The organism is Comamonas sp. MYb396 (assembly GCF_037479555.1).
Lineage (GTDB): Bacteria > Pseudomonadota > Gammaproteobacteria > Burkholderiales > Burkholderiaceae_C > Comamonas.
Map to the genome: position 1 here is coordinate 100,481 of NZ_JBBGYU010000009.1, position 24,544 is coordinate 125,024.

Genomic DNA, 24,544 nt, shown 5'->3' on the forward strand with positions numbered 1-24,544 from the left:
GCGTTCAAGGCGCGGGCAGCGCGGCCAGCCGGTCCAGCGCCTCGGCGTCCTGGTCGCTGACGGGCAGGTAGACCACCATGCGCATGCCGTTGCGCGGGGCCGACCACCAGTAGGTCTGGCGCAGGTGGAGGATGCCGACAACAGGGTGGTCAAAGGTCTTTTCGTTGTTCTCCGGGCTGCGCACCTGGTAGCGCTCCCAGGCGTTGCGGAAGACGGGCGACTGCGCCAGAAAGTAGTCCAGCCGCTGGGCTATCGCCGGGTCGCCACTTTGCTGGGTGTAGGCCGCGCGGAACATGGCCACCATGCGCTCGATGGCCTGGGGCTCATGGCGCATCACGCGCTGCCACTGCGGGTTGAACAGGTTCATGTGCAGGCAGTTGCGCTCGAGCGCGGGCAGCTGCTGCAGCGATACGCCCATCAGCCGCTCATAGGCGGCATTGGCGTCGAGCAGGTCAAAGGCAGCGCTTTGCATCTGAGCGGGGTAGGGCAGCATCTTGTCGAGCAGCTGCCGGTGCAAGCAGCCCGGCGCGTCGAGCACGCTGGCAGCGGGCTGGTCGAGCTTGATGCCCGCCAGCACCAGCAGGTGGCGCAGCTCGTCGTCATTGCATTGCAGCGCCCGGGCAATGGCCTCCACCGCCTGGCGCGAGGGCTGCACCTCGCGGCCTTGTTCGAGCTTGGTGTACCAGGTCACGCCAATGCCGGCGAGCTGGGCGACCTCTTCGCGCCGCAGGCCCGGGGTGCGCACGCGGCCATGGCGCGCCAGGCCCATGGCCGCGGCCGACAGGCTCTCGCGCCGGGCACGCAGAAAGTGGCCCAGCTCCTGCGAGGGGACAGAGGCCGCAACGGCAGGCGGGGCATGGGTGGGGGTGGCTGCAAGCATGGTCATGGGCGGTTAGGGTAGCGGCAATGGTGCAGTGCAGTATAGGCCTTCCAAGCCTAGGCTACGCAGAATCTTGTACCAGTCTAAAAAACATAACACACTGGCGCCCTGTTTATTTTCAGGCGCAGACTCCCATGCGAAGAATCACTGCTGACAACGCCACTTTCGGCGTTTTTCTGGCCTTTTTGCTGATCCCCCTGTCGGGCATCGGCACCGATATCTACCTGCCTTCGATGCCCGCCATGGCCCAGAGCCTGGGCGGCACCGCCTCCCAGATCCAGCTGACCTTGACCTTGTTCATCGCCGGCTATGGCCTGGGCCAGCTGGTGGTGGGCGTGCTGCTGGACCGATTTGGCCGCTGGCGGCCCACGATGGTGGCGCTGGCCCTGTTTGCGCTGTCGAGTGCGGCCATTGCGGTCAGCGACGACATCGTGGTCATCTGCGCGCTGCGCCTGCTGCAAGGCCTGCTGGGCGCCGTCGCCGTGGTCGGCAAGCGCACCTTTTTTGTCGATGTGTTCCGGGGCCCGGCGCTGCAGCGCTACCTCACCTGGATGACCGTGGTCTGGTCGCTGGGGCCCATCTGCGCGCCTTTTATTGGCGGCTTTGTGCAGACCCACTGGGGCTGGCGCGCCAACTTTGTGGTGCTGGCCGTGTTCTCGGTGGTTGCGCTGGTGCTGGAGCTGCTGGGCGGCGGCGAGACCCTCGCCCAGCCCCAGCCCATCCGGCCGCGTGAAGTGGCCAGCCGGGCCTGGGAGATCATGCGCAATCGCGCCTTTGCGCGCGGCGTGCTCTGCGTCAGCGCTGCGTATGCGATGGTGATGGGCTGGAGCATGGCCTCGCCCTTTATCGTCGAGACCGTGTACCACCGCCCGCCCACCACGACAGGGTCGCTGGCGCTGCTGATGGGCCTGGCCTGGATGGGCGGCGGCCTGATCGCCCGTGCGGCGATGGCGCGCTCGCTGGCGGCCAAACACCAGGCCGCGCTGTTGGCGATGGCAGGTTTCATCGCACTGCTGGCTCTGACAACCTGGCTGCCCGCATCCTGGCCATCGCTGGAAGTGATGGCGGCCGTCGCCTTTTGCATCCATGTGGCAGCAGGCCTGGTGTTCAATATCCACTTTGCCAATGTGCTGTCGATGTTCCCCAAACACGCTGCCTTGTCGGGCGGCATTGCCGGCGGTCTGGCCTTTTTGCTGACCTCGCTGCTCGCGTCCTTGGGCATCCACCTGGTGAACCCGCAGACCGGCTTGGGCCTGGCGGCGGTCTATGGCGGGCTGGCCTTGTTGCTGGTGGCCGCCTGGCTGACGATGCTGGCGCGTCCGGCACCGGCAGCGGCCTGCGCAACGCCATAATCGACCAGGCCCCCCTGAATCTCGCATCTGTCGAATCTGTTTAGCAAGGAGTGATCGCTATGGGACATTTTGTAGATCTGACCTCGGCCGACGGCCAGGTGTTTCCCGCCTATATCGCCGAGCCTGAAGGCAAAGCGCGCGGCGCCATCGTGGTGGTGCAGGAGATCTTTGGTGTCAACTCGCACATCCGCTCGGTGGCGGACCGCATTGCCCAAAGCGGCTATGTGGCAATTGCGCCCGCCACGTTTGCCCGCGTCAAGCCCGGTGTGGACCTGGGCTATAGCGAGGCCGACATGCAAGCCGGCGTGGCCCTGAAGGCCGCTGCCGAAGCGCCCGCCGTGGCCCCTGGCGTGCTGCTGGACCTGCAGGCCGCGATTGACGAGGGCGCACGCCGCAGCGGCGGCAAGGTCGGCATCACCGGCTTTTGCTGGGGCGGTCTGCTGGCCTGGCGCGCGGCCTGCGAGCTCAAAGGCCTGTCGGCTGCAGTGCCTTACTACGGTGGCGGCATGACCACGCCTGAGGAGATGGCGCGCACGCCCCAATGCCCGGTGATGGCCCATTTTGGCGACAAGGACCACTGGATCTCGCTGGCGTCGGTGGATGCGTTCCGCAGCGCCCACCCCGAGGCCGAGGTCTATGTCTACGCGGCCGACCACGGCTTCAACTGCGACCAGCGCGGCTCGTACGATGCAGCGGCTTCTGCCGCCGCACGGGCGCGCAGCATGGCCTTTTTTGCCAAGCAGGTAGGCTGAGCGGTCACTCCCGCCTAGCTCCGCACCAAGCCTTGTAGGTTCTGAGCCTGCAAGGCTTTGTTGCATTTTCGGGGGCCGCTCGTAACACCGTCGTCATAGGGGCTGCAGATGATGCGCGCATCGCTCACTTTCAACGACAAACACCATGCGCACCCCTTTTTTCCGTGCCGCCGACCTGCGGATGGCACCGCTTCCCTTGGCCGCGCTGGCCGCTGCCGCCATGCTGACGGCCTGCGGCGGTGGCGGCTCCAGCAGCACCAAAGCGGCGACCGCCACCTTGGCGGTGCTGGAGACCACCGACCTGCACTTCAACATCCGCAGCTATGACTACTTCAAGCTGGCCGATGACCCCTCGTACGGCTTTGAGCGCACGGCCTCCCTGATCCGCCAGGCGCGCAGCGACTTCGCCAACACCTTGCTGGTGGACAACGGTGACACCATCCAGGGCACCGCCTTGGCCGACTACGAGGCGCAGGTGGCGCCGATTGCCTGCGACCAGCAGCTGTCGATGTACAAGGCCATGGCCGTGTTCAAGTTCGATGCCGGCACCTTGGGCAACCATGAGTTCAACTATGGCCTGCCCTTCCTCAACCAGGTGCTCGGTGGCGGCCTCCAGGTCGATGGCGTCGATGCCAGCAAGAAGTGCGTGGGCAATGGCTACCCGATGGCGCTGGCCAATGTGATCAGCAGCCAGACCAAGGCCCCGCTGGTGTCGCCCTATGTGGTGCTGGAGCGCGAGATCAGCGGCACCGACAGCGACGGCAAGGCCGTCAAGCTGCCCATCAAGATCGGCGTGATCGGCTTTACCACGCCCGGCATCCTCGGCTGGGACAAGCGCCATCTGGAAGGCAAGGTGCAGGTGACCGGCGCCGTCGAGGCGGCGCAAAAGTATGTGCCCGAGCTGCGCAGCAAGGGCGCCGACATCGTTGTGGCGCTGCTGCACGGCGGCCTGGATGCCTCGGAATACCGTGCCGACATGGAGAACCCGGGCCTCTACCTGAGCAAGGTGGCAGGCATCGACGCGATGGTGATGGGCCACCAGCACAGCGTGTTCCCCGATACGGCCGCGCAACCGGCATTCAGCATGGCCGGTGTCGACAACAAGGCCGGCACCATCAACGGCGTGCCGGCGGTGATGGCCAGCAGCTGGGGCAAGGCGCTGGGCGTGGTGGCGCTGGCGCTGAAGTGGGACGGCAAGGCCTGGAGCGTGGACAAGACGCAGAGCAAGTCGGAGCTGCGCAGCACCACCACCGGCAAGGATGCCGCCGGCAAGACCAGCTATGTGGCCGTTGACAGCAGCATTGCACCGGTGGTGGAGAGCCAGCACCAGGCGGCGATCAGCTATGTGAAGACGCCGGTGGGCCAGACGGACTTTCGCATGGGCACGCAGTTTGCCGATGTGGGCGACCCGGGTGCGATCCAGCTGGTCAACCAGGCGCAGCAGGACTATGTGCAGCGCTATGTGCAGGCCAACCTGCCGCAGTATGCGCAGCTGCCGGTGCTGTCGGTGAGCGCGCCTTTCAAGTCGGGCTTCCAGGGCGGTGCGGACTACACCGATGTGGCCGCCGGCCCGCTGGCGATCTACAACGCGGCCGACCTCTACCTCTACCCCAACACCGTCTATGCGGTGAAGGTGAATGGCGCGCAGATCAAGCGCTGGCTGGAGGCCGCTGCCCAGCGCTTCAACCGCATCGACCCGGCTGCCACCGCAGACCAGTGGCTGATCAGCAGCTTCCCGGGCTACAACTTCGACATGTTCACCACCGCCGATATGCAGTACCAGATCGATGTGACCCAGCCCGTCGGCAGCCGCATCGTGGATCTGCAGTACAGGGGCGCGCCCATCGACCCGGCGCAGGACTTTGTGATTGCCACCAACAACTACCGCGCCACCAGCGGCAAGAGCTTTCTGCCGGAGCTCGATGGCCGCGCCACGATCTACGCCTCGCCCGATGCCAACCGCGATGTGGTGATCTCCTACATCAAGGAGCATCCGCAGGTGACCCGCGCGGCCAACGGCGCTGCCCACAGCTGGCGCTTTGCCAAGACCCCGACCGCCGGCAAGGTTCTGTTCACGTCGGCGGCCGATGCGTTGCCTGTGGCACATGCTGCGGGCCTGGCCCATGTCTCGCTGGACAAGGCCGATGACGGCACGGGCACACAGCGCGCGGTCTACCGCATTGATCTGGGCCAGTAAGTAGTCCAGCAACGGCGTGCAATGCGCCGCTGGTGGGCCGTGCAAGCGCTATCTGCCCGTGCGGGTCAGGTAGCGCTTGTACGAGAAAAAGCCGATCAGCGCCACGGTGATGAAGGCCATCACGCCCATCGCCCACCAGAAGCCGTCTTCCTTGTGGATGAGCGGGATGAACTCGAAGTTCATGCCAAAGATCGCGGCAATCAGGTTGAGCGGCAGGAAGATGGCGGTGATGGTGGTGAGCGTGCGCATGATGTCGTTGGCACGGTTGCTCTGGACCGAAAAATGCATCTGCACGGCGGTCTCGGTGCTTTGCTCCAGCCGGCGCACATGGTGCACCACGCGCTCGATGTGTTCGAGCACATCGCGGCTGCGCACCTTGAGCGCTTCGAGCTCGCGCTGGGCGCTGGGCGCCTCGGGCTGGGGCCAGGTCTCCAGCGCATCGACCCAGTCCTGCACGGCCGCGCGCTGGTCCTCGCAGATCTCGTCGAGCTGGTGCAGGGACAGGCGCGCTTCGAGCAGCGCCTGCCAGTTGGCAATGCGCTTGCGCGGCGACAGAAGCGCGCTTTGCCACTGGTCCAGATGGCGCGAGAGTTCACGGCGCAGGTCCAGGTAGTTGTCCACAATGATGTTGACCACGCGCATCATCAGATCGGCCGGGGACATGGGCAGGCGGATGGGCTGCAGGCCGCCCGGTGTGGGGCTGCTGCCGGGGTTGCGAAAGGCCTTGTCCTCGCGCGCCAGGCGCTCTTGCGTGGCATGCGATATCTGGCCCAGGTCGGGCGCATTGGCATCCTGCGGGGCGGGCGCGCCGGCCTTGGCAAACTGCAGCAGGCGCCGGGCATAGGCGTCGCGCACGGTGCAGTCCTCGGGGTGTACCGACAGCAGCACCCGCTCCCAGGCGGCAAAGCCGACCGGGATGGTGCTGATGTGGGGCGCCTCATTGATGGGCTTGGCAGCGGCGGTGCGCCGGGCGGCGGCCAAGGCGGCGGTGCCCGCCTGCGAGGGGGTGCTGGCCAGGCGCCGTATCACCAGCAGGTCGTACTGCGAGGTGTAGTCGTAGTGGGAGGGGAGCTGGGCATTGAGCAGGTCGGAGACATGCAGATCGACCAGCGGCGCGCCGCTGAGCTTTTGCAGCGCCAGCTGCAGGCTGCCCAGCTGCTCGCTGAAGTAACCGCGCGTGCAGGCCAGCCACAAAAAGCCCTTGGCGGGGAGTTCATAGGGCACGGCGGCCAGCTCGCTGGCCTCGTTGCCGATGATGTGAAAGATGCGGATGCTGCTGGGTGTACTCACCGGAATTCCTCGATCGGTTCAGGCGCAGCATGGCAAAAAAAACGGGCCTGTGCAAGCCCGTGCTGGTATTTTTGCTATCAGTTTTTCTCTTTGAGCCAGCGCGCGGCGTCCAGCGAGAAATAGGTCAGGATGCCGTCGGCACCAGCCCGCTTGAAGGCCAGCAGCGACTCCATCATCACCTGGTCATGGTCCAGCCAGCCGTTTTGCGCGGCGGCCTTGAGCATCGCGTATTCGCCGCTGACCTGGTAGGCAAAGGTGGGCACCTTGAACTCGTCCTTGACACGGCGCACCACATCCAGGTAGGGCATGCCGGGCTTGACCATCACCATGTCGGCGCCCTCGGCCAGGTCCTGGGCCACTTCGCGCAGCGCCTCGTCGGTGTTGGCCGGGTCCATCTGGTAGACGTTCTTGTCGGCCTTGCCCAGCGCGCCGCGTGTGCCCACCGCATCGCGGAAGGGGCCGTAGAAGGCGCTGGCGTACTTGGCGCTGTAGGCCATGATGCGGGTGTAGATGTGGCCCTGGGATTCGAAGGCCTCGCGGATCGCGCCGATGCGGCCGTCCATCATGTCGCTGGGGGCGACGATGTCGACACCGGCCTCGGCATGGTTGAGCGCCTGGCCCACGAGGATTTCGACGGTCTCGTCATTGAGGATGTAGCCGGTCTCGTCGAGCAGGCCGTCCTGGCCGTGGCTGGTGTAGGGGTCGAGCGCCACATCGGTCATCACGCCCAGCTGGGGGAATTCCTTTTTCAGCGCCCGCACCACATGGGGGATCAGGCCATCGGGGTTGAGCGCTTCCTTGCCGTCGGGGGTCTTGAGCGCCGTGTCGATCTGGGGGAAGAGGGCCATCACCGGAATGCCCAGCGCCACGCACTGCTCGGCCACCGGCAGCAACAGGTCCAGGCTCAGGCGGTCGACGCCGGGCATGGACAGCACGGGCTCGCGCTTGCCTTGTCCTTCATGCACAAAGACCGGGTAGATGAAGTCGTGCGGGGTGAGCACGTTCTCGCGGACCAGGTTGCGGGTGAAGGCGTCGCGGCGCAGACGGCGCGGACGGTTGTGGGGAAAGGGGGTGGGGCTGGACAGATGCATCCAGCAATTGTGCGCCAGATCAACGGCAGGCTGCACAGCGCGGACCCGAGAGACTGCGCTGGGCATGGAGGAATGGGCGCTGGGCTTGTGCCGGGCTTGCGCCAGATCAAGGCCGGGCTTGCGCGCGGCATCGGACCGCTTTTAAGCCGGGGTCCAGCGCTGGGCCATCGTGCCAGCCACTACACTGTGGCGCATGCTCATGCTGTGGATCAAAGCCTTTCATATCGTGTTTGTGGCCAGCTGGTTTGCGGGCCTGTTCTACCTGCCCCGGATCTTTGTGAACCTGGCCATGGTGCCGGCCGACTCGCAGGCCGAGCGCGAGCGCCTGCTCTTGATGGCGCGCAAACTCCTGCGCTTCATGACGATGATTGCGGTGCTGGCGCTGGGCCTGGGCCTGTGGCTGTGGCTGGGCTGGTGGCGCGGAGCAGGGGGCTGGCTGCATGCCAAGCTGTTCTTTGTGCTGCTGGTCATTGGCTACCACCATGCCTGCGCCGTGCTGCTGCGCAAGATCGCCAATGGCACGGACCGGCATTCGCATGTCTGGTACCGCTGGTTCAACGAGGTACCGGTGGTTGCCATGGTCATCATCGTGGTGCTGGTCGTCGTCAAACCCTTTTAATTCGCGCACACTTGGGTAGCCCATCACGGACCACGATCTGCGCACCAGGGCCTACGCACCATGCCTGACAGCCGCCCCGCACCCCTCAGCCTGCAAGAGCCTGCCCCGGCCGGCGAGCACCGCACCATCGCCTGGCCGCTGGTGCCGGTGTATGTGGCGCTGATCGTCTTTGCCAGCCTCTTTCCCTTTGCCGGCTGGCGCACCCAGGGCATCTCGCCGGCGGAGTTCTTGCTCGCCCGCATCCCGCCGCCGTACTGGACCTGGTTCGATGTCTGGATCAATGTGGCCGGCTATGCGCCGCTGGGCTTGCTGCTGAGCCTGGGCTGGTGGCGCCATGGCTGGGTCAGGACGGGCTGGTTCTGGGCCTTGTGCGTGGGCAGCCTGCTGTCGCTTGCGATGGAGTTCCTGCAGATTTTTCTGCCGCTAAGGGTGTCCAGCAACATGGACTGGCTGCTCAACAGCATCGGCACCTTGCTGGGCGCGCTGGCCGTGCCCTTGCTGGCCTGGCTGGGCATCTTGCGGCGCTGGCGCGATGTGCGGGCGCGCTGGTTCGATGCCGATGCGCGGGGCGCCATCGTGCTGCTGATGCTCTGGCCGCTGGCCTTGCTGTTCCCGGCCGCGCAGCCTTTTGGCCTGGGCCAGGTGTTTGACCGGCTGGAGATGTGGCTGGTCGATATGCTGGAGAACTCGGCCTTCGAGCACTGGATGCCCAACTTCATGCAGGCCACCGAGCCGCTGTCGCCCATCGGCCAGCTGATGGCCGTGCTGCTGGGGCTGCTGATTCCCTGCTGGCTGGCCTTCAGCGTGATGGGCAGCGTGACGCGGCGCATGGCCATGGTGGCGCTGGTGGTGCTGAGCGGCATTGCCGTCTCGGCGCTGTCGTCTTCGCTGAGTTACGGGCCAACCTATGCCTGGGACTGGCTGGACCAGACCACGCGCCTGGGCATTGCGCTGGCCGTGTCGCTGGCGCTGCTGCAGGTGGGCCTGCCGCGCCGCTACTGTGTGCTGCTGCTGCTGATGGGGCTGATGATCGATGTCAACCTGCTCAACCAGTCGCCGCCCAATCCTTACTACGCCGATGCCTTGCAGTCCTGGGAGCAGGGGCGCTTCATCCGCTTTTTTGGCCTGGGCCAGTGGCTCAGCTGGCTGTGGCCGTTTGCGGTGATTGCCTATGTGCTGCTGCGCCTGGGCCGGCTGCCTGCCGTGGTGGCGGCGCGGCGGCGCCAACGGCTGCACCAGCACGCGGCCTCCGGCACCCCGCCCGAGCAAGGCTAAACGCAGTAGCCCGTGGCAGTATTGCGGCCTCTGGGCGCCAGGCGGGCGCCAAGCTGCCACAATGGGGGATCGCATTCGAAGAGAGCTTGGCATGAGCGAGCAAAAACCTGGCAACGACGGCCAGTACTACCAGCACCATGTGTTCTTCTGCCTCAATGACCGCGTCAATGGCGAAGACAGCTGTGCCCACCATGGCGCCAAGGACATGTTTGACCACTGCAAGGCCCGCGTCAAAGCCGAGGGCCTGAGCGGACCGGGCAAGGTGCGCGTCAACAAGGCCGGCTGCCTGGACCGCTGCGCAGGCGGGCCCATCATGGCGGTCTACCCCGAAGGCGTCTGGTACACCTATATCGACAATGACGATATCGATGAGATCGTCGAGTCGCACCTGAAGAACGGCAAGGTGGTCGAGCGCTTGCTGACCCCGCCCGACGTGGGCCGCTGAGCGCGCGCCTGCTTCCTCCCCCGACTTTTTCCGCATAGACACAGGGCGCCACTGCCGCTGCAGGCGCTGGCTGGCCCGCCATGGAGTAGACCGCAGCATGAACGCGCAAACCGAACGTTTCACCATCCATGGGCCGGCCGGCATTCTGGAAGTGGCCCGCGATCTGGCCGCCAGCCCCGATGGCGTGCAGCGCGGCACGGCCATCATTGCCCACCCTCATCCGCTGTTTGCCGGCACGATGGACAACAAGGTGGTGCAGACCCTGGCGCGCGCCTTTGTGGCCAGCGGCTGGACGGCGCTGCGCTTCAACTTTCGCGGCGTCGGCCAGTCGGCGGGCAGCTATGACGAGGGCCGGGGCGAGCGCGAGGATTTTCTGGCCGTTGTCGAGCAGCTCGCGCCCCAGGGCAATCTGGCGCTGGCGGGCTTTTCTTTTGGCTCCTTTGTGATGAGCCATGCCTTGGCGGAACTTTGGCCCCAACGCCAGATCGACAAGGCGGTGTTCGTGGGCACGGCCGCATCGCGCTTTACGGTGGCGACCTTGCCTCCCGAAGCCCATGAGCGCACCCTGGTGGTACATGGCGAAGCCGATGACACGGTGCCGCTCGCTGCGGTGATGGACTGGGCAAGGCCTCAGATACTACCGGTTACGGTTGTGCCCGGAGGCGGGCATTTTTTCCACGGACAATTACCGCTTCTCAAAGGCCTGGTCACGCGGCACCTGCTGGCCCCCGCCTTGTGACGGTGGTGTAGTATTGCTATTGTTTTTGATATCCTGCGGCCAGTCTTCATGCGCTGCAGGCACTTGTTTCTAAGAGTTGAACGACATGAAATCGAGCTTGATGCCCACCCTGCGTAACTGGGCTGCAGCAGCGCTGCTGGCGCCCACCCTGGCCTTTGCCCAATTGGCAGCGCCCCAGCCGCCCGAGATCGCGGCGCGCAACTACCTGCTGTTTGACGTGACCACCGGCCAGATCCTGGCGGCCAAGGATGTGGATGCGCCGGTCGAGCAGGCATCGCTGACCAAGCTGATGACCGGCTATGTGGTGTTCGATGCGCTGCGCAACAAGAAGATCAGCCTGGAGCAGACCATGCCGGTGAGCGAGCGCGCCTGGAAGATGCCCGGCTCGCGCATGTTCATCGACCCCAAGATGCAGGTGAAGGTGGATGACCTGCTGCACGGCATGATCGTGCAATCGGGCAACGATGCGACGATGGCACTGGCCGAAGCCGTGGGCGGCACCGCCGAGAACTTTGTGCGCCTGATGAACGAGCAGGCCAAGGCGCTGGGCATGACCAACACGGCCTACAAGAACCCCGAAGGCCTGACCGAGCCCGGCCACACGACGACGGCCAAGGACCTGAGCATTCTGGCCAACCGCCTGATCAAGGATTTCCCGGAGTACATGCACTACTACGCGACCAAGCAGTGGTTTTACCCCGGCACGCCCAAGTCCAACGGCACCAATCGTAATACTTTGTTGTTCCGTGACCCGACGGTGGATGGCCTCAAGACCGGCCACACGAACGCCGCCGGCTACTGCCTGGTCTCCACGGCCAAGCGCCAGGTGCCCAATGCGGGCGAGCGCCGCCTGATCTCGATCCTGCTGGGAGCTGCCAGCGACAAGGACCGCGCCAACGAAAGCCAGAAGCTCTTGAACTGGGGCTATACCGCGTTCGACACCGTCAAGTTGTTTGACGGCGGCCAGGCCGTGGCGACCCCCAAGGCCTGGAAGGGCGCGCAAGACACCGTCAAGATCGGTAGCGTCGCCCCCATCGTCGTGAATGTGCCAGCGGGCACCGGCGGCAAGCTCGAAACCCAGGTGGTAAGCCAGGAGCCGCTGATTGCGCCTTTCACCAAGGGCCAGAAGCTGGGCACCTTGAAGGTGATGGCAGGCGGCCAGCAAGTGGCCGAGGTGCCACTGGTGGCGCTCGATGATGTCGCAGAAGCGGGCATCTTTGGCCGCGCCTGGGATGCGATCCGTCTGTGGATCAAGTAAAGCGGCGCTGATGCGGGCCCTATAAGAACCTGTTCAAAGTCTCCTCGCGCCGCGACAGCGTCTTTGCGGGATGGGATGCTAGGCGCAATACCGCAGCAATAGCCCAGCTATTGCGAGGATTTGCAACGACGCAGACCGCCCGCAAAGCCACTGTCCCTACGGGTTGGAGTGAAATCGGGCGATTTCTGCGCGCTGGCCCTTGCTTGCACCCCGGTGCAAGCTGCGTTCCATCCCTTCGAACTCATCCCGATTGCACTCCAACGCGGCTGCGTAGAGACTTTGAACAGGTTCTAAGGCCCGGCAGACGCCCAGTCCACCCCTCTGCAAAGCGTGCCCCTGGCACGCTTTGTGGTTTCTGTGCTCGCAAAAATGAGAGCGCCTGGCGCAGGGCTGCTGGGCGTTGTGCCGGGAAAGTGCCCTGATGGCGGCTGCCGGGCGGCGGGCTTGGGTCCAAACCATTTGCTCAATTTGGAGTCAGGTGGTACATTAGAGGGCTTTTCGGAATTTCCGAAGGGGCTGCCGTCTTTGCCTTTGGGGCAAGGGGCTGGCAGCAAATCACGGTAAGTTCACGGTAATTTCACGTTTAGGGACGTTTATTAATGCCAACCATTAACCAACTCGTGCGTCAGGGCCGCACGGTAGAAGTTGTTAAATCCAAGAGCCCTGCTATGGAAAACTGCCCCCAGCGCCGCGGCGTGTGCACCCGTGTGTACACCACGACGCCTAAGAAGCCTAACTCGGCTTTGCGTAAGGTGGCCAAGGTTCGTCTGACCAACGGTTTCGAAGTCATTTCGTACATCGGCGGTGAAGGCCACAACCTGCAAGAGCACAGCGTTGTGCTGGTGCGCGGTGGCCGTGTGAAGGACTTGCCAGGTGTGCGTTACCACATCGTGCGCGGTTCGCTTGACCTGCAAGGCGTCAAGGACCGTAAGCAGTCCCGTTCGAAGTACGGTGCCAAGAAGCCTAAGGCCAAGTAAGCCCTGGTTTTTTGAACGAATACAAAGGTGCTGTGTCCCGCGTGGCGCGAGATTCAGCGTAGTGACCCCAAGCGCAAGTGTTTTGTGTGGGTCGAGTAAGTGGGAGTCCTTGATTGGCTCTCGCGGTGTCTGAAAAGATGCCAACTGAAGCAAAGATAGAGGTAAAGAAATGCCACGTCGTCGCGAAGTCCCCAAACGTGAAATTCTGCCGGATCCAAAGTTCGGCAATGTAGAGCTGTCCAAATTCATGAACGTGATCATGGAAGGCGGCAAGAAGGCAGTTGCTGAGCGCATCATTTACGGCGCTCTGGAACTGATCGAGAAGAAGCACCCTGATAAAGACCCACTGGAAGCTTTCGTTGTTGCCATCAACAACGTCAAGCCCATGGTCGAAGTGAAGTCCCGCCGTGTTGGCGGTGCCAACTACCAGGTGCCAGTGGAAGTGCGTCCTGTCCGTCGTCTGGCTCTGTCCATGCGCTGGATCAAGGAAGCTGCTCGCAAGCGCGGTGAAAAGTCCATGGCCCAACGCCTGGCCAACGAACTGCTGGAAGCTACGGAAGGCCGTGGCGGCGCGATGAAGCGTCGTGACGAAGTGCACCGTATGGCCGAAGCCAACAAGGCATTCAGCCACTTCCGCTTCTAAGCTGCGCGAGATCTGTCTCGATATTGCAAAGGCCGCATGCAACAATTTTTGCCTGCGGCCTTGCTCGGATTGAGACTGCCCTCACATCGTAGGCTGATGCCTGCGCAATCCGCCAGTCCGCATCGCCTCCACACTTACTGATCAACAAAGGATCAACCATGGCTCGCAAGACCCCCATCGAGCGCTACCGCAATATCGGTATTTCTGCGCACATCGACGCAGGTAAAACCACCACGACCGAACGTATCCTGTTTTACACCGGCGTGACCCACAAGCTGGGCGAAGTGCACGACGGCGCTGCTACCACCGACTGGATGGAGCAAGAGCAAGAGCGTGGCATTACCATCACTTCCGCTGCAGTGACCTGCTTCTGGAAGGGTATGGACATGTCCTACCCAGAACACCGCTTCAACATCATCGACACCCCCGGCCACGTGGACTTCACGATTGAAGTGGAGCGTTCCATGCGCGTGCTCGACGGTGCTTGCATGGTGTACTGCGCTGTGGGTGGCGTGCAGCCCCAGTCCGAAACCGTGTGGCGTCAAGCCAACAAGTACAAGGTGCCACGTCTGGCCTTTGTGAACAAGATGGACCGTACCGGTGCCAACTTCTACAAGGTCTACGACCAGATGAAGCTGCGCCTGAAGGCCAACCCCGTGCCCGTGGTGATCCCAATCGGCGCTGAAGACAACTTCACCGGCGTGGTCGATCTGGTCAAGATGAAGGCCATCATCTGGGACGAAGCGTCCCAGGGCATGAAGTTCGAATACGCTGACATTCCTGCCGACCTGGTCGAGACCGCCAACAAGTGGCGTGAAAACCTGGTGGAATCGGCTGCCGAAGCGTCGGAAGACCTGATGAACAAGTACCTGGAAGAAGGTACCTTGTCCGAAGAAGACGTGAAGGCCGGTATCCGCGCCCGCACGCTGTCGACCGAAATCCAGCCAATGCTGTGCGGCACCGCGTTCAAGAACAAGGGTGTGCAGCGCATGCTGGACGCCGTGATCGACTACCTGCCTTCGCCAGTGGACATCCCTGACGTGGCTGGTACCGACCCAGAAGACGAAGAAAAGAAGCTGACCCGTAAGGCGGACGACGGCGAAAAGTTCTCCGCTCTGGCGTTCAAGCTGATGACCGACCCGTTCGTGGGCCAGTTGACCTTCGTGCGTGTGTACTCCGGCGTTCTGTCCAAGGGCGACACCGTGTACAACTCGGTCAAGGGCAAGAAAGAGCGTATCGGCCGTATCGTGCAGATGATGGCGAACGACCGTATCGAAGTGGACGAAATCCGCGCCGGTGACATCGCCGCTTGCGTGGGCCTGAAGGACGTGACCACCGGTGAAACCCTGTGCGACGTGGCTTCGCCTATCGTGCTCGAACGCATGGTGTTCCCAGAGCCCGTGATTGCACAGGCTGTGGAACCCAAGTCGAAGGCCGACCAGGAAAAGATGGGTATCGCTCTGTCGCGTCTGGCTGCAGAAGATCCATCGTTCCGCGTGCGCTCCGACGAAGAATCGGGTCAGACCATCATCGCCGGTATGGGCGAGCTGCACCTGGAAATTATCGTTGACCGCATGAAGCGTGAATTCAACGTGGAAGCCAACGTGGGCAAGCCCCAAGTGGCCTACCGCGAAACGATTCGCCAAAAGGTTGTGGACGTGGACGGCAAGTTCGTTCGCCAGTCCGGCGGTAAGGGCCAGTACGGTCACGTGGTGTTCACGGTTGAGCCGCAAGAGCCAGGCAAGGGCTTCGAGTTCGTCGACGCCATCAAGGGCGGTGTGGTTCCTCGCGAATACATCCCTGCGGTGGAAAAGGGCGTGATCGAAGCGCTGACCTCCGGCGTGCTGGCTGGCTACCCTGTGGTGGACGTCAAAGTGACGCTGACCTTCGGTTCGTACCACGACGTGGACTCGAACGAAATGGCGTTCAAGATGGCCGCTATCTTCGGTTTCAAGGAAGCTGCTCGCAAGGCCAGCCCCGTGATCCTCGAGCCTATGATGGCCGTGGAAGTGGAAACGCCTGAAGACTACGCCGGTACCGTGATGGGTGACTTGTCTTCCCGCCGCGGTATGGTGCAGGGCATGGACGACATGGTTGGTGGCGGCAAGGCCATCAAGGCAGAAGTGCCACTGTCCGAAATGTTCGGCTACGCCACGTCGCTGCGTTCGCAAACGCAAGGCCGTGCTACGTACACGATGGAGTTCAAGCACTACGCTGAAGCCCCACGCAACGTGGCCGAGGCTATTGTCGCTTCCCGCGCAAAGGCCTAAAATATGCGCCCGCACCTGGCTTGCCAGGTGCGGATCGCTTTTTGTCTACGACCGGGTGCCGCTTTGTTTCCTGTGCGAAGCGACCCAGCAATTCGGTGTAGACGTTAAACCCAACACAGGTTTTGCTCTTTATTTGGAGAATTCTCATGGCAAAAGGTAAATTCGAACGGACCAAGCCGCACGTCAACGTGGGCACCATTGGTCACGTGGACCACGGCAAGACCACGCTGACGGCTGCTATCGCAACCGTGCTGTCTGCCAAGTTCGGCGGCGAAGCCAAGAAGTACGACGAAATCGACGCTGCTCCTGAAGAAAAGGCTCGCGGCATTACCATCAATACCGCACACGTTGAGTACGAAACGGCTAACCGCCACTACGCTCACGTGGACTGCCCTGGCCACGCCGACTATGTGAAGAACATGATCACCGGCGCTGCCCAGATGGACGGCGCTATTTTGGTTTGCTCGGCTGCTGACGGCCCCATGCCTCAGACCCGTGAACACATCCTGCTGGCTCGCCAGGTGGGCGTGCCTTACATCATCGTGTTCCTGAACAAGTGCGACATGGTGGATGACGAAGAGCTGCTGGAGCTGGTGGAAATGGAAGTCCGCGAACTGCTGGACAAGTACGATTTCCCAGGTGACGACACCCCCATCATCCGCGGCTCGGCTAAGCTGGCTCTGGAAGGCGACCAATCCGACAAGGGTGAGCCCGCAATCCTGCGTCTGGCTGAAGCTCTGGACACCTACATCCCAACGCCAGAGCGCGCTGTGGACGGTGCTTTCCTGATGCCCGTGGAAGACGTGTTCTCCATCTCCGGTCGTGGTACCGTGGTGACTGGCCGTATCGAGCGCGGTATCATCAAGGTCGGCGAAGAAATCGAAATCGTCGGTATCAAGGACACCGTCAAGACCACCGTGACCGGCGTGGAAATGTTCCGCAAGCTGCTGGACCAAGGTCAAGCTGGCGACAACGTTGGCCTGCTGCTGCGCGGCACCAAGCGTGAAGACGTGGAGCGTGGCCAAGTGCTGTGCAAGCCTAACTCGATCAAGCCACACACCCACTTCACCGCTGAAGTGTATGTGCTGAGCAAGGACGAAGGCGGCCGCCACACCCCCTTCTTCAACAACTACCGTCCTCAGTTCTACTTCCGTACCACGGACGTGACCGGCGCCATCGAGCTGCCAGCTGACAAGGAAATGGTGATGCCTGGCGATAACGTGTCGATCACCGTCAAGCTGATCAACCCCATCGCTATGGAAGAAGGTCTGCGTTTCGCTATTCGCGAAGGCGGCCGTACCGTGGGCGCTGGCGTGGTTGCCAAGATCATTGCTTAATTCTTAGCACAACTGGGAATTAACCATGTCCAAGCAAAAAATCCGCATCCGCCTGAAGGCTTTCGATTACAAGTTGATCGACCAGTCCGCTGCTGAAATCGTTGAAACCGCCAAGCGCACCGGCGCGATTGTCAAGGGTCCCGTGCCCCTGCCAACCCGCATGAAGCGTTTTGACATTCTGCGCTCGCCCCACGTGAACAAGACTTCGCGTGACCAGCTGGAAATCCGCACTCACCAACGCCTGATGGACATTGTCGATCCTACCGACAAGACCGTTGACGCGCTGATGAAGCTGGACCTGGCTGCCGGCGTGGACGTCGAAATCAAACTGCAATAAGGCCTGAAAGCCACACCTGCCGGTGTGGCTGCTTGTCCTTTCTAACGCGAACTTGCCTATTTGGGAAGTTCGCGTTAGAATTTATGGCTTCGTGATCTATACATCCAATGTGCCTGGCATTTTGGTGGTAAGAGACGAAGTTTTTATTAACCTTCTTTCGTGCCTGTGGCGTCAAACCCAGGGGCAACACCGAGCCAATTGCAGTTTCGGTGGCGGAAGTTTTGGAGCAACAAATGAGTCAAAGCAACTCCCTCGGGTTGCTGGGCCGTAAGGTAGGCATGATGCGCCTGTTCACGGATGACGGCGATGCAGTGCCTGTCACCGTGGTGGATGTGTCTAACAACCGCGTGACCCAGGTCAAAACCCAAGAGAACGACGGCTACGTGGCCCTGCAGGTCACCTTTGGTCAACGCCGCGCTTCGCGCGTGACCAAGCCAGCCGCTGGCCACCTGGCCAAGGCAGGCGTGGAAGCTGGTGAAATCACCCAGGAATTCCGCGTTGAAGCTGACACCGCCGGCAAGTACGCCGCAGGTGCATCCTTGCCAGTGACCGAGATCTTCGCAGTGGGCCAAAAGGTCGACGTGCAAGGTACCTCGATCGGTAAGGGCTACGCCGGTACCATCAAGCGTCACAACTTCAAGTCGCAACGTGCTTCTCACGGTAACAGCCGTTCGCACAATGTTCCCGGCTCGATCGGTATGGCACAAGACCCAGGTCGCGTGTTCCCCGGTAAGCGCATGACCGGTCACATGGGCGATGAGACCGTGACTACCCAGAATCTCGACGTGGTTCGCATCGACGAAGCCCGTCAACTGCTGCTGATCAAGGGCGCAATCCCCGGTTCGAAGAATGGCTTCGTGACCGTGCGTCCTGCTGTCAAGGCAGCTGCTAAAGGAGCGAACTAATGAAGCTCGAACTCCTGAACGAACAAGGTAAGGCAGCCTCCCAAGTGGACGCTCCTGAGACCGTGTTTGGTCGCGATTTCAATGAAGACCTGATTCACCAGATCATCGTTGCTTACCGCGCCAACGGCCGTCAAGGCACACGCGCTCAAAAGGACCGCGAACAAGTCCGTCACACCACCGCCAAGCCTTTCAAACAAAAGGGTACTGGCCGTGCACGTGCTGGTATGTCGTCTTCGCCTCTGTGGCGTGGCGGCGGTCGCATCTTCCCGAATCTGCCTGATGAAAACTTCACGCAGAAGATCAACAAGAAGATGTACCGTGCCGGTATGGCATCCATCTTCTCGCAGCTGGCCCGTGAAGGCCGCCTGGCTGTGGTTGATTCGCTGACGGTTGATTCGCCCAAGACCAAGGTACTGGCTGACAAGTTCAAGTCCATGAACCTGGACTCGGTGATGGTGATCGCCGACGAAGTGGACGAAAACCTGTACCTCGCTTCGCGCAATCTGAAGAATGTGTTCGTGGTTGAGCCACGTTACGCTGATCCAGTGTCGCTGGTGCAATTCAAGAAAGTGCTCGTTACCAAGGGCGCTCTCGACAAACTCAAGGAGATGTTCGCATGAGCCGTGTGAACCCTACTCCCGCCGAACGCAAGTTCGACGAAGGTCGTCTGATGCAAGTGCTGGTTGCTCCTATCGTGTCCGAAAAGGCCACGCTGGTTGCTGAAAAGTCCAACGCTGTGACATTCAAGGTGCTGCAGAACGCCACCAAGCCCGAGATCAAGGCCGCTGTTGAGCTGCTGTTCAAGGTCGAAGTGAAGGGCGTGTCTGTGGTGAACACCAAGGGCAAGACCAAGCGCTTTGGCAAGACCATCGGCCGCCGCGACAACGTGCGCAAGGCTTATGTGCTGCTCAAGCCAGGTCAAGAGCTGAACCTCTCTGGGGAGGCTGCGTAATCATGGCTGTTATTAAGCTCAAACCAACTTCGCCCGGCCAACGCCATGTGGTGAAGGTGACCCGTGGCCATCTGCACAAGGGCGAAGGTTTCGCTCCTCTGCTGGAACCTCAGTTCCAAAAGGCAGGCCGCAACAACAACGGTCACATCACTACCCGTCACAAGGGCGGTGGTCACAAGCACCACTACCGTGTGGTGGACTTCAAGCGCACCAAGGACGGCATCCCCGCCAAGGTGGAACGCATTGAATACGATCCAAACCGTACCGCTCACATCGCTCTGGTGTGCTACGCAGACGGCGAGCGTCGTTATGTGATCGCTCCGCGTAACCTGGAAGTGGGCGCAACCATCATCAGTGGCTCTGAAGCACCGATCCGCGTGGGTAACACCCTGCCGATCCGCAACATCCCTGTGGGTTCGACCATTCACTGCATCGAGCTGAAGATCGGCGCTGGCGCACAAATCGCCCGTTCCGCTGGTACCTCGGCTACCCTGCTGGCTCGCGAAGGCGTCTACGCCCAAGTGCGTATGCGTTCGGGCGAAGTTCGCAAGATCCATATCGAATGCCGTGCAACCATCGGTGAAGTCGCCAACGAAGAACACAGCCTGCGCCAACTGGGCAAGGCCGGTGTCAAGCGTTGGATGGGTATTCGTCCTACCGTTCGCGGTGTGGTGATGAACCCTGTCGATCACCCACACGGTGGTGGTGAAGGCAAGACCGGTGAAGGCCGTCACGCAGTTGACCCATGGGGCAATCTGACGAAGGGCTACCGTACCCGTAACAACAAGCGCACACAGACCATGATCGTGTCGCGCCGTAAGAAGTAAGGGGTAGCAAATGACTCGTTCTCTTAAAAAGGGTCCGTTTGTTGACCATCACTTGCTGGCAAAGGTCGAAAAGGCCATCGCCACCAAGGACAAGAAACCAGTGAAGACCTGGTCGCGTCGCTCCATGGTTCTGCCCGATTTCATCGGTCTGACCATCGCCGTGCACAACGGCAAGCAACACGTACCGGTATATGTAACCGACCAGATGGTGGGCCACAAGCTCGGCGAATTCGCCCTGACGCGCACCTTCAAGGGTCACCCCGCTGATAAAAAAGCGAAACGATAAGGAGTAGACCATGTCTGAAACACGTGCAGTCCTCCGCGGCGTTCGCCTGTCGGTTGACAAAGGCCGTCTGGTTGCGGATCTGATTCGCGGCAAGAAGGTTGACCAAGCTCTGAACATTCTCGAATTCACGCAGAAAAAAGCTGCTGTTATCGTCAAGAAGGTTCTGGAGTCCGCTATCGCCAACGCTGAGCACAACGACGGCGCTGACATCGACGAATTGAAGGTCAAGACCATCTTCGTCGAGCAAGGCACCACGCTCAAGCGTTTTACCGCTCGCGCCAAGGGCCGCGGCAACCGCATCAGCAAGCCTACCTGCCACATTTATGTGACCGTGGGTAACTGAGGCCTAAAGGAAGAACATGGGACAAAAAATCCATCCTACCGGCTTCCGTCTGGCGGTCAGCCGTAACTGGTCTAGCCGCTGGTACGCAAGCAACCGTGATTTCGCCGGCATGCTGGCCGAAGACATCAAGGTTCGTGAGTACCTGAAAGAGAAGCTGAAGAACGCTGCCGTGGCACGCGTTCTGATCGAGCGTCCTGCCAAGAACGCCCGCATCACCATTTACTCGGCGCGTCCTGGTGTGGTGATCGGCAAGAAGGGTGAAGACATCGAGGCCCTGAAGAAGGAACTCGCTGCTCGCCTGGGCGTGCCAGTCGCTGTGAACATCGAAGAAGTGCGCAAGCCTGAAATCGATGCCCAGCTGATCGCTGACTCGATCACCCAGCAGCTCGAAAAGCGTATCCAGTTCCGTCGCGCCATGAAGCGTGCGATGCAGAACGCGATGCGTCTGGGCGCTCAAGGTATCAAGATCATGTCGTCGGGCCGTCTGAACGGTATCGAAATCGCACGTACCGAGTGGTACCGCGAAGGTCGTGTGCCACTGCACACCCTGCGCGCCGACATCGATTACGGCACCTCCGAAGCCAAGACCACCTACGGTGTGATCGGCGTGAAGGTGTGGGTCTACAAGGGTGACACTCTGGGTCGTAACGATCTGCCAGCCGCAGAAACGCCACGTCCTGAAGAAGAGCGTCGTCCACGTGGTCCTCGTCGTGACAACCGCAATGGCGATCGTCCATCGCGTGGCCCTCGTCGCCCCGCTGGTGGTAACACGGCTCCTGCAGACGGCAGCGACAAGCCCGCCGGCGCTGGTGCTGATTCCGTTAAGCGCGTTCGCAAGACTGACGCGCCCGCTACAGCAGCGGACGGTAAAGGAGAATAACTATGCTGCAACCTGCTCGCCGCAAATACCGCAAGGAGCAAAAGGGTCGCAACACTGGTATCGCAACCCGTGGTAACACGGTAGCGTTCGGTGATTTCGGCCTGAAATGCACGGACCGTGGCCGCCTGACGGCCCGCCAGATCGAGGCTGCACGTCGTGCAATCTCCCGTCACGTCAAGCGTGGTGGCCGTATCTGGATCCGCGTGTTCCCTGACAAGCCAATCTCGACCAAGCCAGCCGAAGTCCGTATGGGTAACGGTAAGGGCAACCCAGAGTACTACGTGGCTGAAATTCAGCCCGGTAAGATGGTGTTCGAAATCGTTGGCGTGCCCGAAGAACTGGCCCGCGAAGCGTTCCGCCTGGCTGCTGCCAAGCTGCCGCTGCGCACCACGTTCGTTACCCGTCAGCTTGGCGCTTAAATTCAGGAGAAATCGATATGACGAAAGCTGCTGAACTGCGCCAAAAAGACGTTGCTGGCCTGGAAGCCGAGATCAAGTCCTTGCAAAAGGCTCACTTTGGTCTGCGCATGCAAAAGGCAACGCAACAACTGGGCAACACCGCTACCATCAAGGCTACCCGCCGCGATGTGGCACGTGCCAAGACCATTCTTGCTGAAAAGCAAGCCGCCAAGTAATAGGAGCCGACATGACGGAAGCTAAAAAATCCCTCAAGCGCACCTTGATTGGCAAGGTGGTCAGCGATAAGCGTGAAAAGACCGTGACCGTTCTGGTAGAACGTCGCGTGAAGCACCCCATCTACGACAAGATCATGATCAAGTCCAGCAAGTACCACGCCCACGACGAAAAGGGCGAGTACAACACCGGCGATACGATCGAGATCACCGAGAGCCGTCCGCTCTCCAAGACCAAGAACTGGGTGGCTACCCGCTTGGTGCAAAAGGCTGCTTTGGTTTAAGTCTTTTGCGACTTGCACCAACGTAACTTCAAAAACGACCCACAATCTGTGGGTCGTTTTTTTATGCCCGTTTTGGCCCTCCGGCCGGCGGGATCACTGCCTGATGGGCAATTTACAAGGAGTACACCATGATCAAAGTTGGCGATTCGCTTCCCTCTGCAACCCTGAGCGAGTTTGTGGCGGTCGAGGGCAATGGCTGCAGCCTGGGCCCCAACGCCTTTGATGTGAGCAAGGAAGCGGCTGGCAAGACCATCGCTTTGTTTGCGGTGCCCGGCGCTTTCACGCCGACCTGCTCGGCCAAGCACCTGCCTGGCTACGTGGAAAAGGCAGAAGCCTTCAAGGCCGCCGGCGTGGATGAAATCTGGTGCCTGTCGGTCAATGACGCCTTTGTGATGGGCGCCTGGGGCAAGGACCAGCACACCGAAGGCAAGGTGCGCATGATTGGCGACGGCGATGCCGCCTTTGCCAAGGCCACCGGCCTGACCCTGGATCTCAACGGCAAGGGCCTGGGCCTGCGCAGCAACCGCTACTCCATGCTGGTCAAGGATGGCAAGGTGGTGCAGCTGAACGTGGAAGCCCCTGGCCAGTTCACGGTCAGCGATGCCGACACCATCCTGGCCCAAGCCAAGCAGGCCTAAGGCCACATCGGGCTGCTGCGGCGCTGCAAGGCGTTGCAGGGCCTGGCCGGAATGCACAAAGCACGCCTAGGCGTGCTTTTTTGTGGCCGGGCGACATGCCTTGCTATGCGCAGCTCCGCCGTCAGGGATGGACGTCTGCCTTGAGGTAGTGCGTGCCTGCGACGGGGTTGTGGTAGTAGGGCGGAATCTCTTCAAAGCCAAAATCGGCATAGAGCGCGCGGGCCGATTCCATGCTGTCCAGCGTGTCGAGCAAGATGCAGTCATAGCCCAGGCGGATGGCGCTGGCCATGGTGTAGTCCACCAGCTGGCGGCCCAGGCCAAAGCCCCGGAAGGCCTTGCGCACATAGAGGCGTTTCATCTCGCAGGCGTTGCTGTAGTCCACATCGTCCATGGGCCGCAGCGCGCAGCAGCCGGCGACCGAGCCTTCCACCAGCGCCAGCACCAGGTCGCCGCGCGGGTCGCCATATTCGCCGGGCAGCTCGGCCAGCTCATCCTCAAAACCCTGGAAGCCCAGATCAATATCCAGTGATTGGGCATATTCCCGAAAGATCTCGCGGGTCACGGCGAGCTCTTCCGGTGTGGTGGGGTGCAGGAACGTTATCTCAGGTCGGTCCACAGCGGCGGCGCTTAGTCAAGGAATGTGCAGTGTAGCGCCCGCACCATCGCAGGCGCCATCGAAAAACCGCCTATCGAGGGCGGTTTTCTTGGGGGGGTGTTGCAAAGGCTCAGGTCTCTGCCAGCAGCTTGTCGATCAGCTTGTGCAGCTCCTCAAAATTGGGGGCGCCTACATAGCGCTTGACCACCTGGCCCTGCTTGTTCACGACAAAGGTGGTCGGGGTGAGCTGGATGTCGCCCCAGTCCTTGGCAATCTGGCCGGTGTTGTCGATCGCCACCTTGAAGGGCAGCTTGCGCGACTCGGCAAAGTTGACGACATAGCTGGGCGGGTCGTAGTGCATGGCCACTGCCATGGTGTCGTAGCCCCGGTCCTTGTACTTGTCGTAGGTCTTGATGATCTCGGGCATTTCCGCCACGCAGGTGGTGCAGCTGGTGGCCCAGAAGTTCACCAGGGTGACCTTGCCCTTCATGTCGGCCGTCGTCTGGGTGCTGCCGTTGAGCAGCACAAACCGGCTCTCGGGCGCGGCCGCCTGCCCCGTGCCCTGGTAGACAAAGGCACCGATGCCAATCGCCGCAGCGATGGCCAGCGTGGTGAGGACGGTGGTGGTGGTTTTTCGGGACATGGTGCTCGGAGTCAAAGCGGTGCCGAAAGTTCGGCGCTGTGGCCATTATGCGACCAGGGCTGCTGGCGGGCGCAGCGCAGCGGCCATACCTGCGCGTC

Annotated in this window: 29 protein-coding genes; 24 read left to right on the top strand and 5 right to left on the bottom strand. The window is 61.7% G+C overall.

Annotated elements, in window-relative coordinates; genetic code table 11:
- Positions 1-4: 4 nt before the first annotated feature.
- Positions 5-880, bottom strand: coding sequence for a helix-turn-helix transcriptional regulator (locus tag WH265_RS19455; protein ID WP_339559388.1), 876 nt, complete (start codon positions 878-880; stop codon positions 5-7).
- 134 nt (positions 881-1,014) lie between these two features.
- Between WH265_RS19455 and WH265_RS19460 the strand changes: the two genes are divergently transcribed.
- The 3 genes from WH265_RS19460 (at position 1,015) to WH265_RS19470 (ending at position 5,181) form a co-directional block, all read left to right on the top strand.
- Positions 1,015-2,232, top strand: coding sequence for an MFS transporter (locus WH265_RS19460; RefSeq protein ID WP_339521025.1), 1,218 nt, complete (start codon positions 1,015-1,017; stop codon positions 2,230-2,232).
- Between the two features lie 59 nt (positions 2,233-2,291).
- Positions 2,292-2,984 (top strand): dienelactone hydrolase family protein, encoded by a 693-nt coding sequence (locus WH265_RS19465; RefSeq protein WP_339559389.1) that lies wholly within the window; start codon positions 2,292-2,294, stop codon positions 2,982-2,984.
- Between the two features lie 145 nt (positions 2,985-3,129).
- Entirely contained in the window at positions 3,130-5,181 is a 2,052-nt protein-coding gene (locus WH265_RS19470; protein WP_339559390.1) for a bifunctional 2',3'-cyclic-nucleotide 2'-phosphodiesterase/3'-nucleotidase, read from the top strand.
- Positions 5,182-5,229: 48 nt separating this feature from the next.
- On the opposite strand, the gene WH265_RS19475 is transcribed toward WH265_RS19470, so the two are convergent.
- Complete coding sequence (locus tag WH265_RS19475) at positions 5,230-6,477, bottom strand: magnesium transporter CorA family protein (RefSeq protein ID WP_027010810.1); 1,248 nt, start codon at positions 6,475-6,477, stop codon at positions 5,230-5,232.
- Between the two features lie 71 nt (positions 6,478-6,548).
- Positions 6,549-7,562 (bottom strand): porphobilinogen synthase, encoded by a 1,014-nt coding sequence (gene hemB / locus WH265_RS19480; protein WP_339559391.1) that lies wholly within the window; start codon positions 7,560-7,562, stop codon positions 6,549-6,551.
- A gap of 199 nt (positions 7,563-7,761) precedes the next feature.
- Between hemB and WH265_RS19485 the strand changes: the two genes are divergently transcribed.
- From WH265_RS19485 to WH265_RS19585, 21 genes are all read left to right on the top strand, one after another.
- Positions 7,762-8,181 (top strand): CopD family protein, encoded by a 420-nt coding sequence (locus tag WH265_RS19485; RefSeq protein ID WP_027010811.1) that lies wholly within the window; start codon positions 7,762-7,764, stop codon positions 8,179-8,181.
- Between the two features lie 60 nt (positions 8,182-8,241).
- Positions 8,242-9,456, top strand: a complete 1,215-nt coding sequence (locus tag WH265_RS19490; RefSeq protein WP_339559392.1) for a VanZ family protein — start codon at positions 8,242-8,244, stop codon at positions 9,454-9,456.
- Positions 9,457-9,547: 91 nt separating this feature from the next.
- On the top strand, positions 9,548-9,901 hold the full coding sequence (locus tag WH265_RS19495; protein ID WP_021026531.1) for a (2Fe-2S) ferredoxin domain-containing protein: 354 nt from the start codon (positions 9,548-9,550) through the stop codon (positions 9,899-9,901).
- 97 nt (positions 9,902-9,998) lie between these two features.
- Positions 9,999-10,640 (top strand): alpha/beta hydrolase, encoded by a 642-nt coding sequence (locus WH265_RS19500; RefSeq protein ID WP_339559393.1) that lies wholly within the window; start codon positions 9,999-10,001, stop codon positions 10,638-10,640.
- A gap of 85 nt (positions 10,641-10,725) precedes the next feature.
- Entirely contained in the window at positions 10,726-11,898 is a 1,173-nt protein-coding gene (locus tag WH265_RS19505; RefSeq protein ID WP_021026533.1) for a D-alanyl-D-alanine carboxypeptidase family protein, read from the top strand.
- A 599-nt stretch (positions 11,899-12,497) separates the two neighbouring features.
- Positions 12,498-12,875 (top strand): 30S ribosomal protein S12, encoded by a 378-nt coding sequence (gene rpsL, locus WH265_RS19510; RefSeq protein ID WP_012202325.1) that lies wholly within the window; start codon positions 12,498-12,500, stop codon positions 12,873-12,875.
- Between the two features lie 169 nt (positions 12,876-13,044).
- Positions 13,045-13,518, top strand: a complete 474-nt coding sequence (gene rpsG, locus WH265_RS19515; protein WP_021026534.1) for a 30S ribosomal protein S7 — start codon at positions 13,045-13,047, stop codon at positions 13,516-13,518.
- A 158-nt stretch (positions 13,519-13,676) separates the two neighbouring features.
- On the top strand, positions 13,677-15,788 hold the full coding sequence (gene fusA, locus WH265_RS19520; protein WP_021026535.1) for an elongation factor G: 2,112 nt from the start codon (positions 13,677-13,679) through the stop codon (positions 15,786-15,788).
- A 146-nt stretch (positions 15,789-15,934) separates the two neighbouring features.
- Positions 15,935-17,125, top strand: coding sequence for an elongation factor Tu (gene tuf, locus WH265_RS19525; RefSeq protein ID WP_116926819.1), 1,191 nt, complete (start codon positions 15,935-15,937; stop codon positions 17,123-17,125).
- 25 nt (positions 17,126-17,150) lie between these two features.
- Positions 17,151-17,462 (top strand): 30S ribosomal protein S10, encoded by a 312-nt coding sequence (rpsJ, locus tag WH265_RS19530; RefSeq protein ID WP_021025591.1) that lies wholly within the window; start codon positions 17,151-17,153, stop codon positions 17,460-17,462.
- A 233-nt stretch (positions 17,463-17,695) separates the two neighbouring features.
- Positions 17,696-18,367, top strand: coding sequence for a 50S ribosomal protein L3 (gene rplC / locus WH265_RS19535; protein WP_021025592.1), 672 nt, complete (start codon positions 17,696-17,698; stop codon positions 18,365-18,367).
- Complete coding sequence (gene rplD / locus WH265_RS19540; protein WP_021025593.1) at positions 18,367-18,987, top strand: 50S ribosomal protein L4; 621 nt, start codon at positions 18,367-18,369, stop codon at positions 18,985-18,987. The genes rplC and rplD overlap by 1 nt, the downstream gene beginning before the upstream one ends.
- Entirely contained in the window at positions 18,984-19,319 is a 336-nt protein-coding gene (gene rplW / locus WH265_RS19545; protein WP_021025594.1) for a 50S ribosomal protein L23, read from the top strand. The genes rplD and rplW overlap by 4 nt, the downstream gene beginning before the upstream one ends.
- 2 nt (positions 19,320-19,321) lie before the next feature.
- Complete coding sequence (gene rplB / locus WH265_RS19550; protein ID WP_021025595.1) at positions 19,322-20,146, top strand: 50S ribosomal protein L2; 825 nt, start codon at positions 19,322-19,324, stop codon at positions 20,144-20,146.
- Between the two features lie 10 nt (positions 20,147-20,156).
- On the top strand, positions 20,157-20,432 hold the full coding sequence (gene rpsS, locus WH265_RS19555; RefSeq protein ID WP_027010580.1) for a 30S ribosomal protein S19: 276 nt from the start codon (positions 20,157-20,159) through the stop codon (positions 20,430-20,432).
- A 10-nt stretch (positions 20,433-20,442) separates the two neighbouring features.
- A complete protein-coding gene (rplV, locus tag WH265_RS19560; protein WP_021025597.1) occupies positions 20,443-20,775 on the top strand; it encodes a 50S ribosomal protein L22 in 333 nt (110 codons plus the stop codon).
- Positions 20,776-20,791: 16 nt separating this feature from the next.
- On the top strand, positions 20,792-21,655 hold the full coding sequence (gene rpsC, locus WH265_RS19565; RefSeq protein ID WP_021025598.1) for a 30S ribosomal protein S3: 864 nt from the start codon (positions 20,792-20,794) through the stop codon (positions 21,653-21,655).
- A 2-nt stretch (positions 21,656-21,657) separates the two neighbouring features.
- Positions 21,658-22,074: a 50S ribosomal protein L16 gene (rplP, locus tag WH265_RS19570; protein ID WP_021025599.1), complete on the top strand. Its 417-nt coding sequence runs from the start codon at positions 21,658-21,660 to the stop codon at positions 22,072-22,074.
- A 17-nt stretch (positions 22,075-22,091) separates the two neighbouring features.
- Complete coding sequence (rpmC, locus tag WH265_RS19575) at positions 22,092-22,289, top strand: 50S ribosomal protein L29 (RefSeq protein WP_021025600.1); 198 nt, start codon at positions 22,092-22,094, stop codon at positions 22,287-22,289.
- Positions 22,290-22,300: 11 nt separating this feature from the next.
- Positions 22,301-22,570, top strand: coding sequence for a 30S ribosomal protein S17 (gene rpsQ, locus WH265_RS19580; protein WP_021025601.1), 270 nt, complete (start codon positions 22,301-22,303; stop codon positions 22,568-22,570).
- Between the two features lie 128 nt (positions 22,571-22,698).
- Positions 22,699-23,208: a peroxiredoxin gene (locus WH265_RS19585; RefSeq protein ID WP_021025602.1), complete on the top strand. Its 510-nt coding sequence runs from the start codon at positions 22,699-22,701 to the stop codon at positions 23,206-23,208.
- A gap of 121 nt (positions 23,209-23,329) precedes the next feature.
- On the opposite strand, the gene WH265_RS19590 is transcribed toward WH265_RS19585, so the two are convergent.
- Positions 23,330-23,824, bottom strand: coding sequence for a GNAT family N-acetyltransferase (locus WH265_RS19590; protein ID WP_021025603.1), 495 nt, complete (start codon positions 23,822-23,824; stop codon positions 23,330-23,332).
- Between the two features lie 109 nt (positions 23,825-23,933).
- Positions 23,934-24,446 carry a TlpA family protein disulfide reductase gene (locus WH265_RS19595; protein ID WP_052329777.1) on the bottom strand — a complete coding sequence of 171 codons (513 nt, stop codon included), beginning with the start codon at positions 24,444-24,446 and terminating at the stop codon, positions 23,934-23,936.
- Positions 24,447-24,544 lie beyond the last annotated feature (98 nt).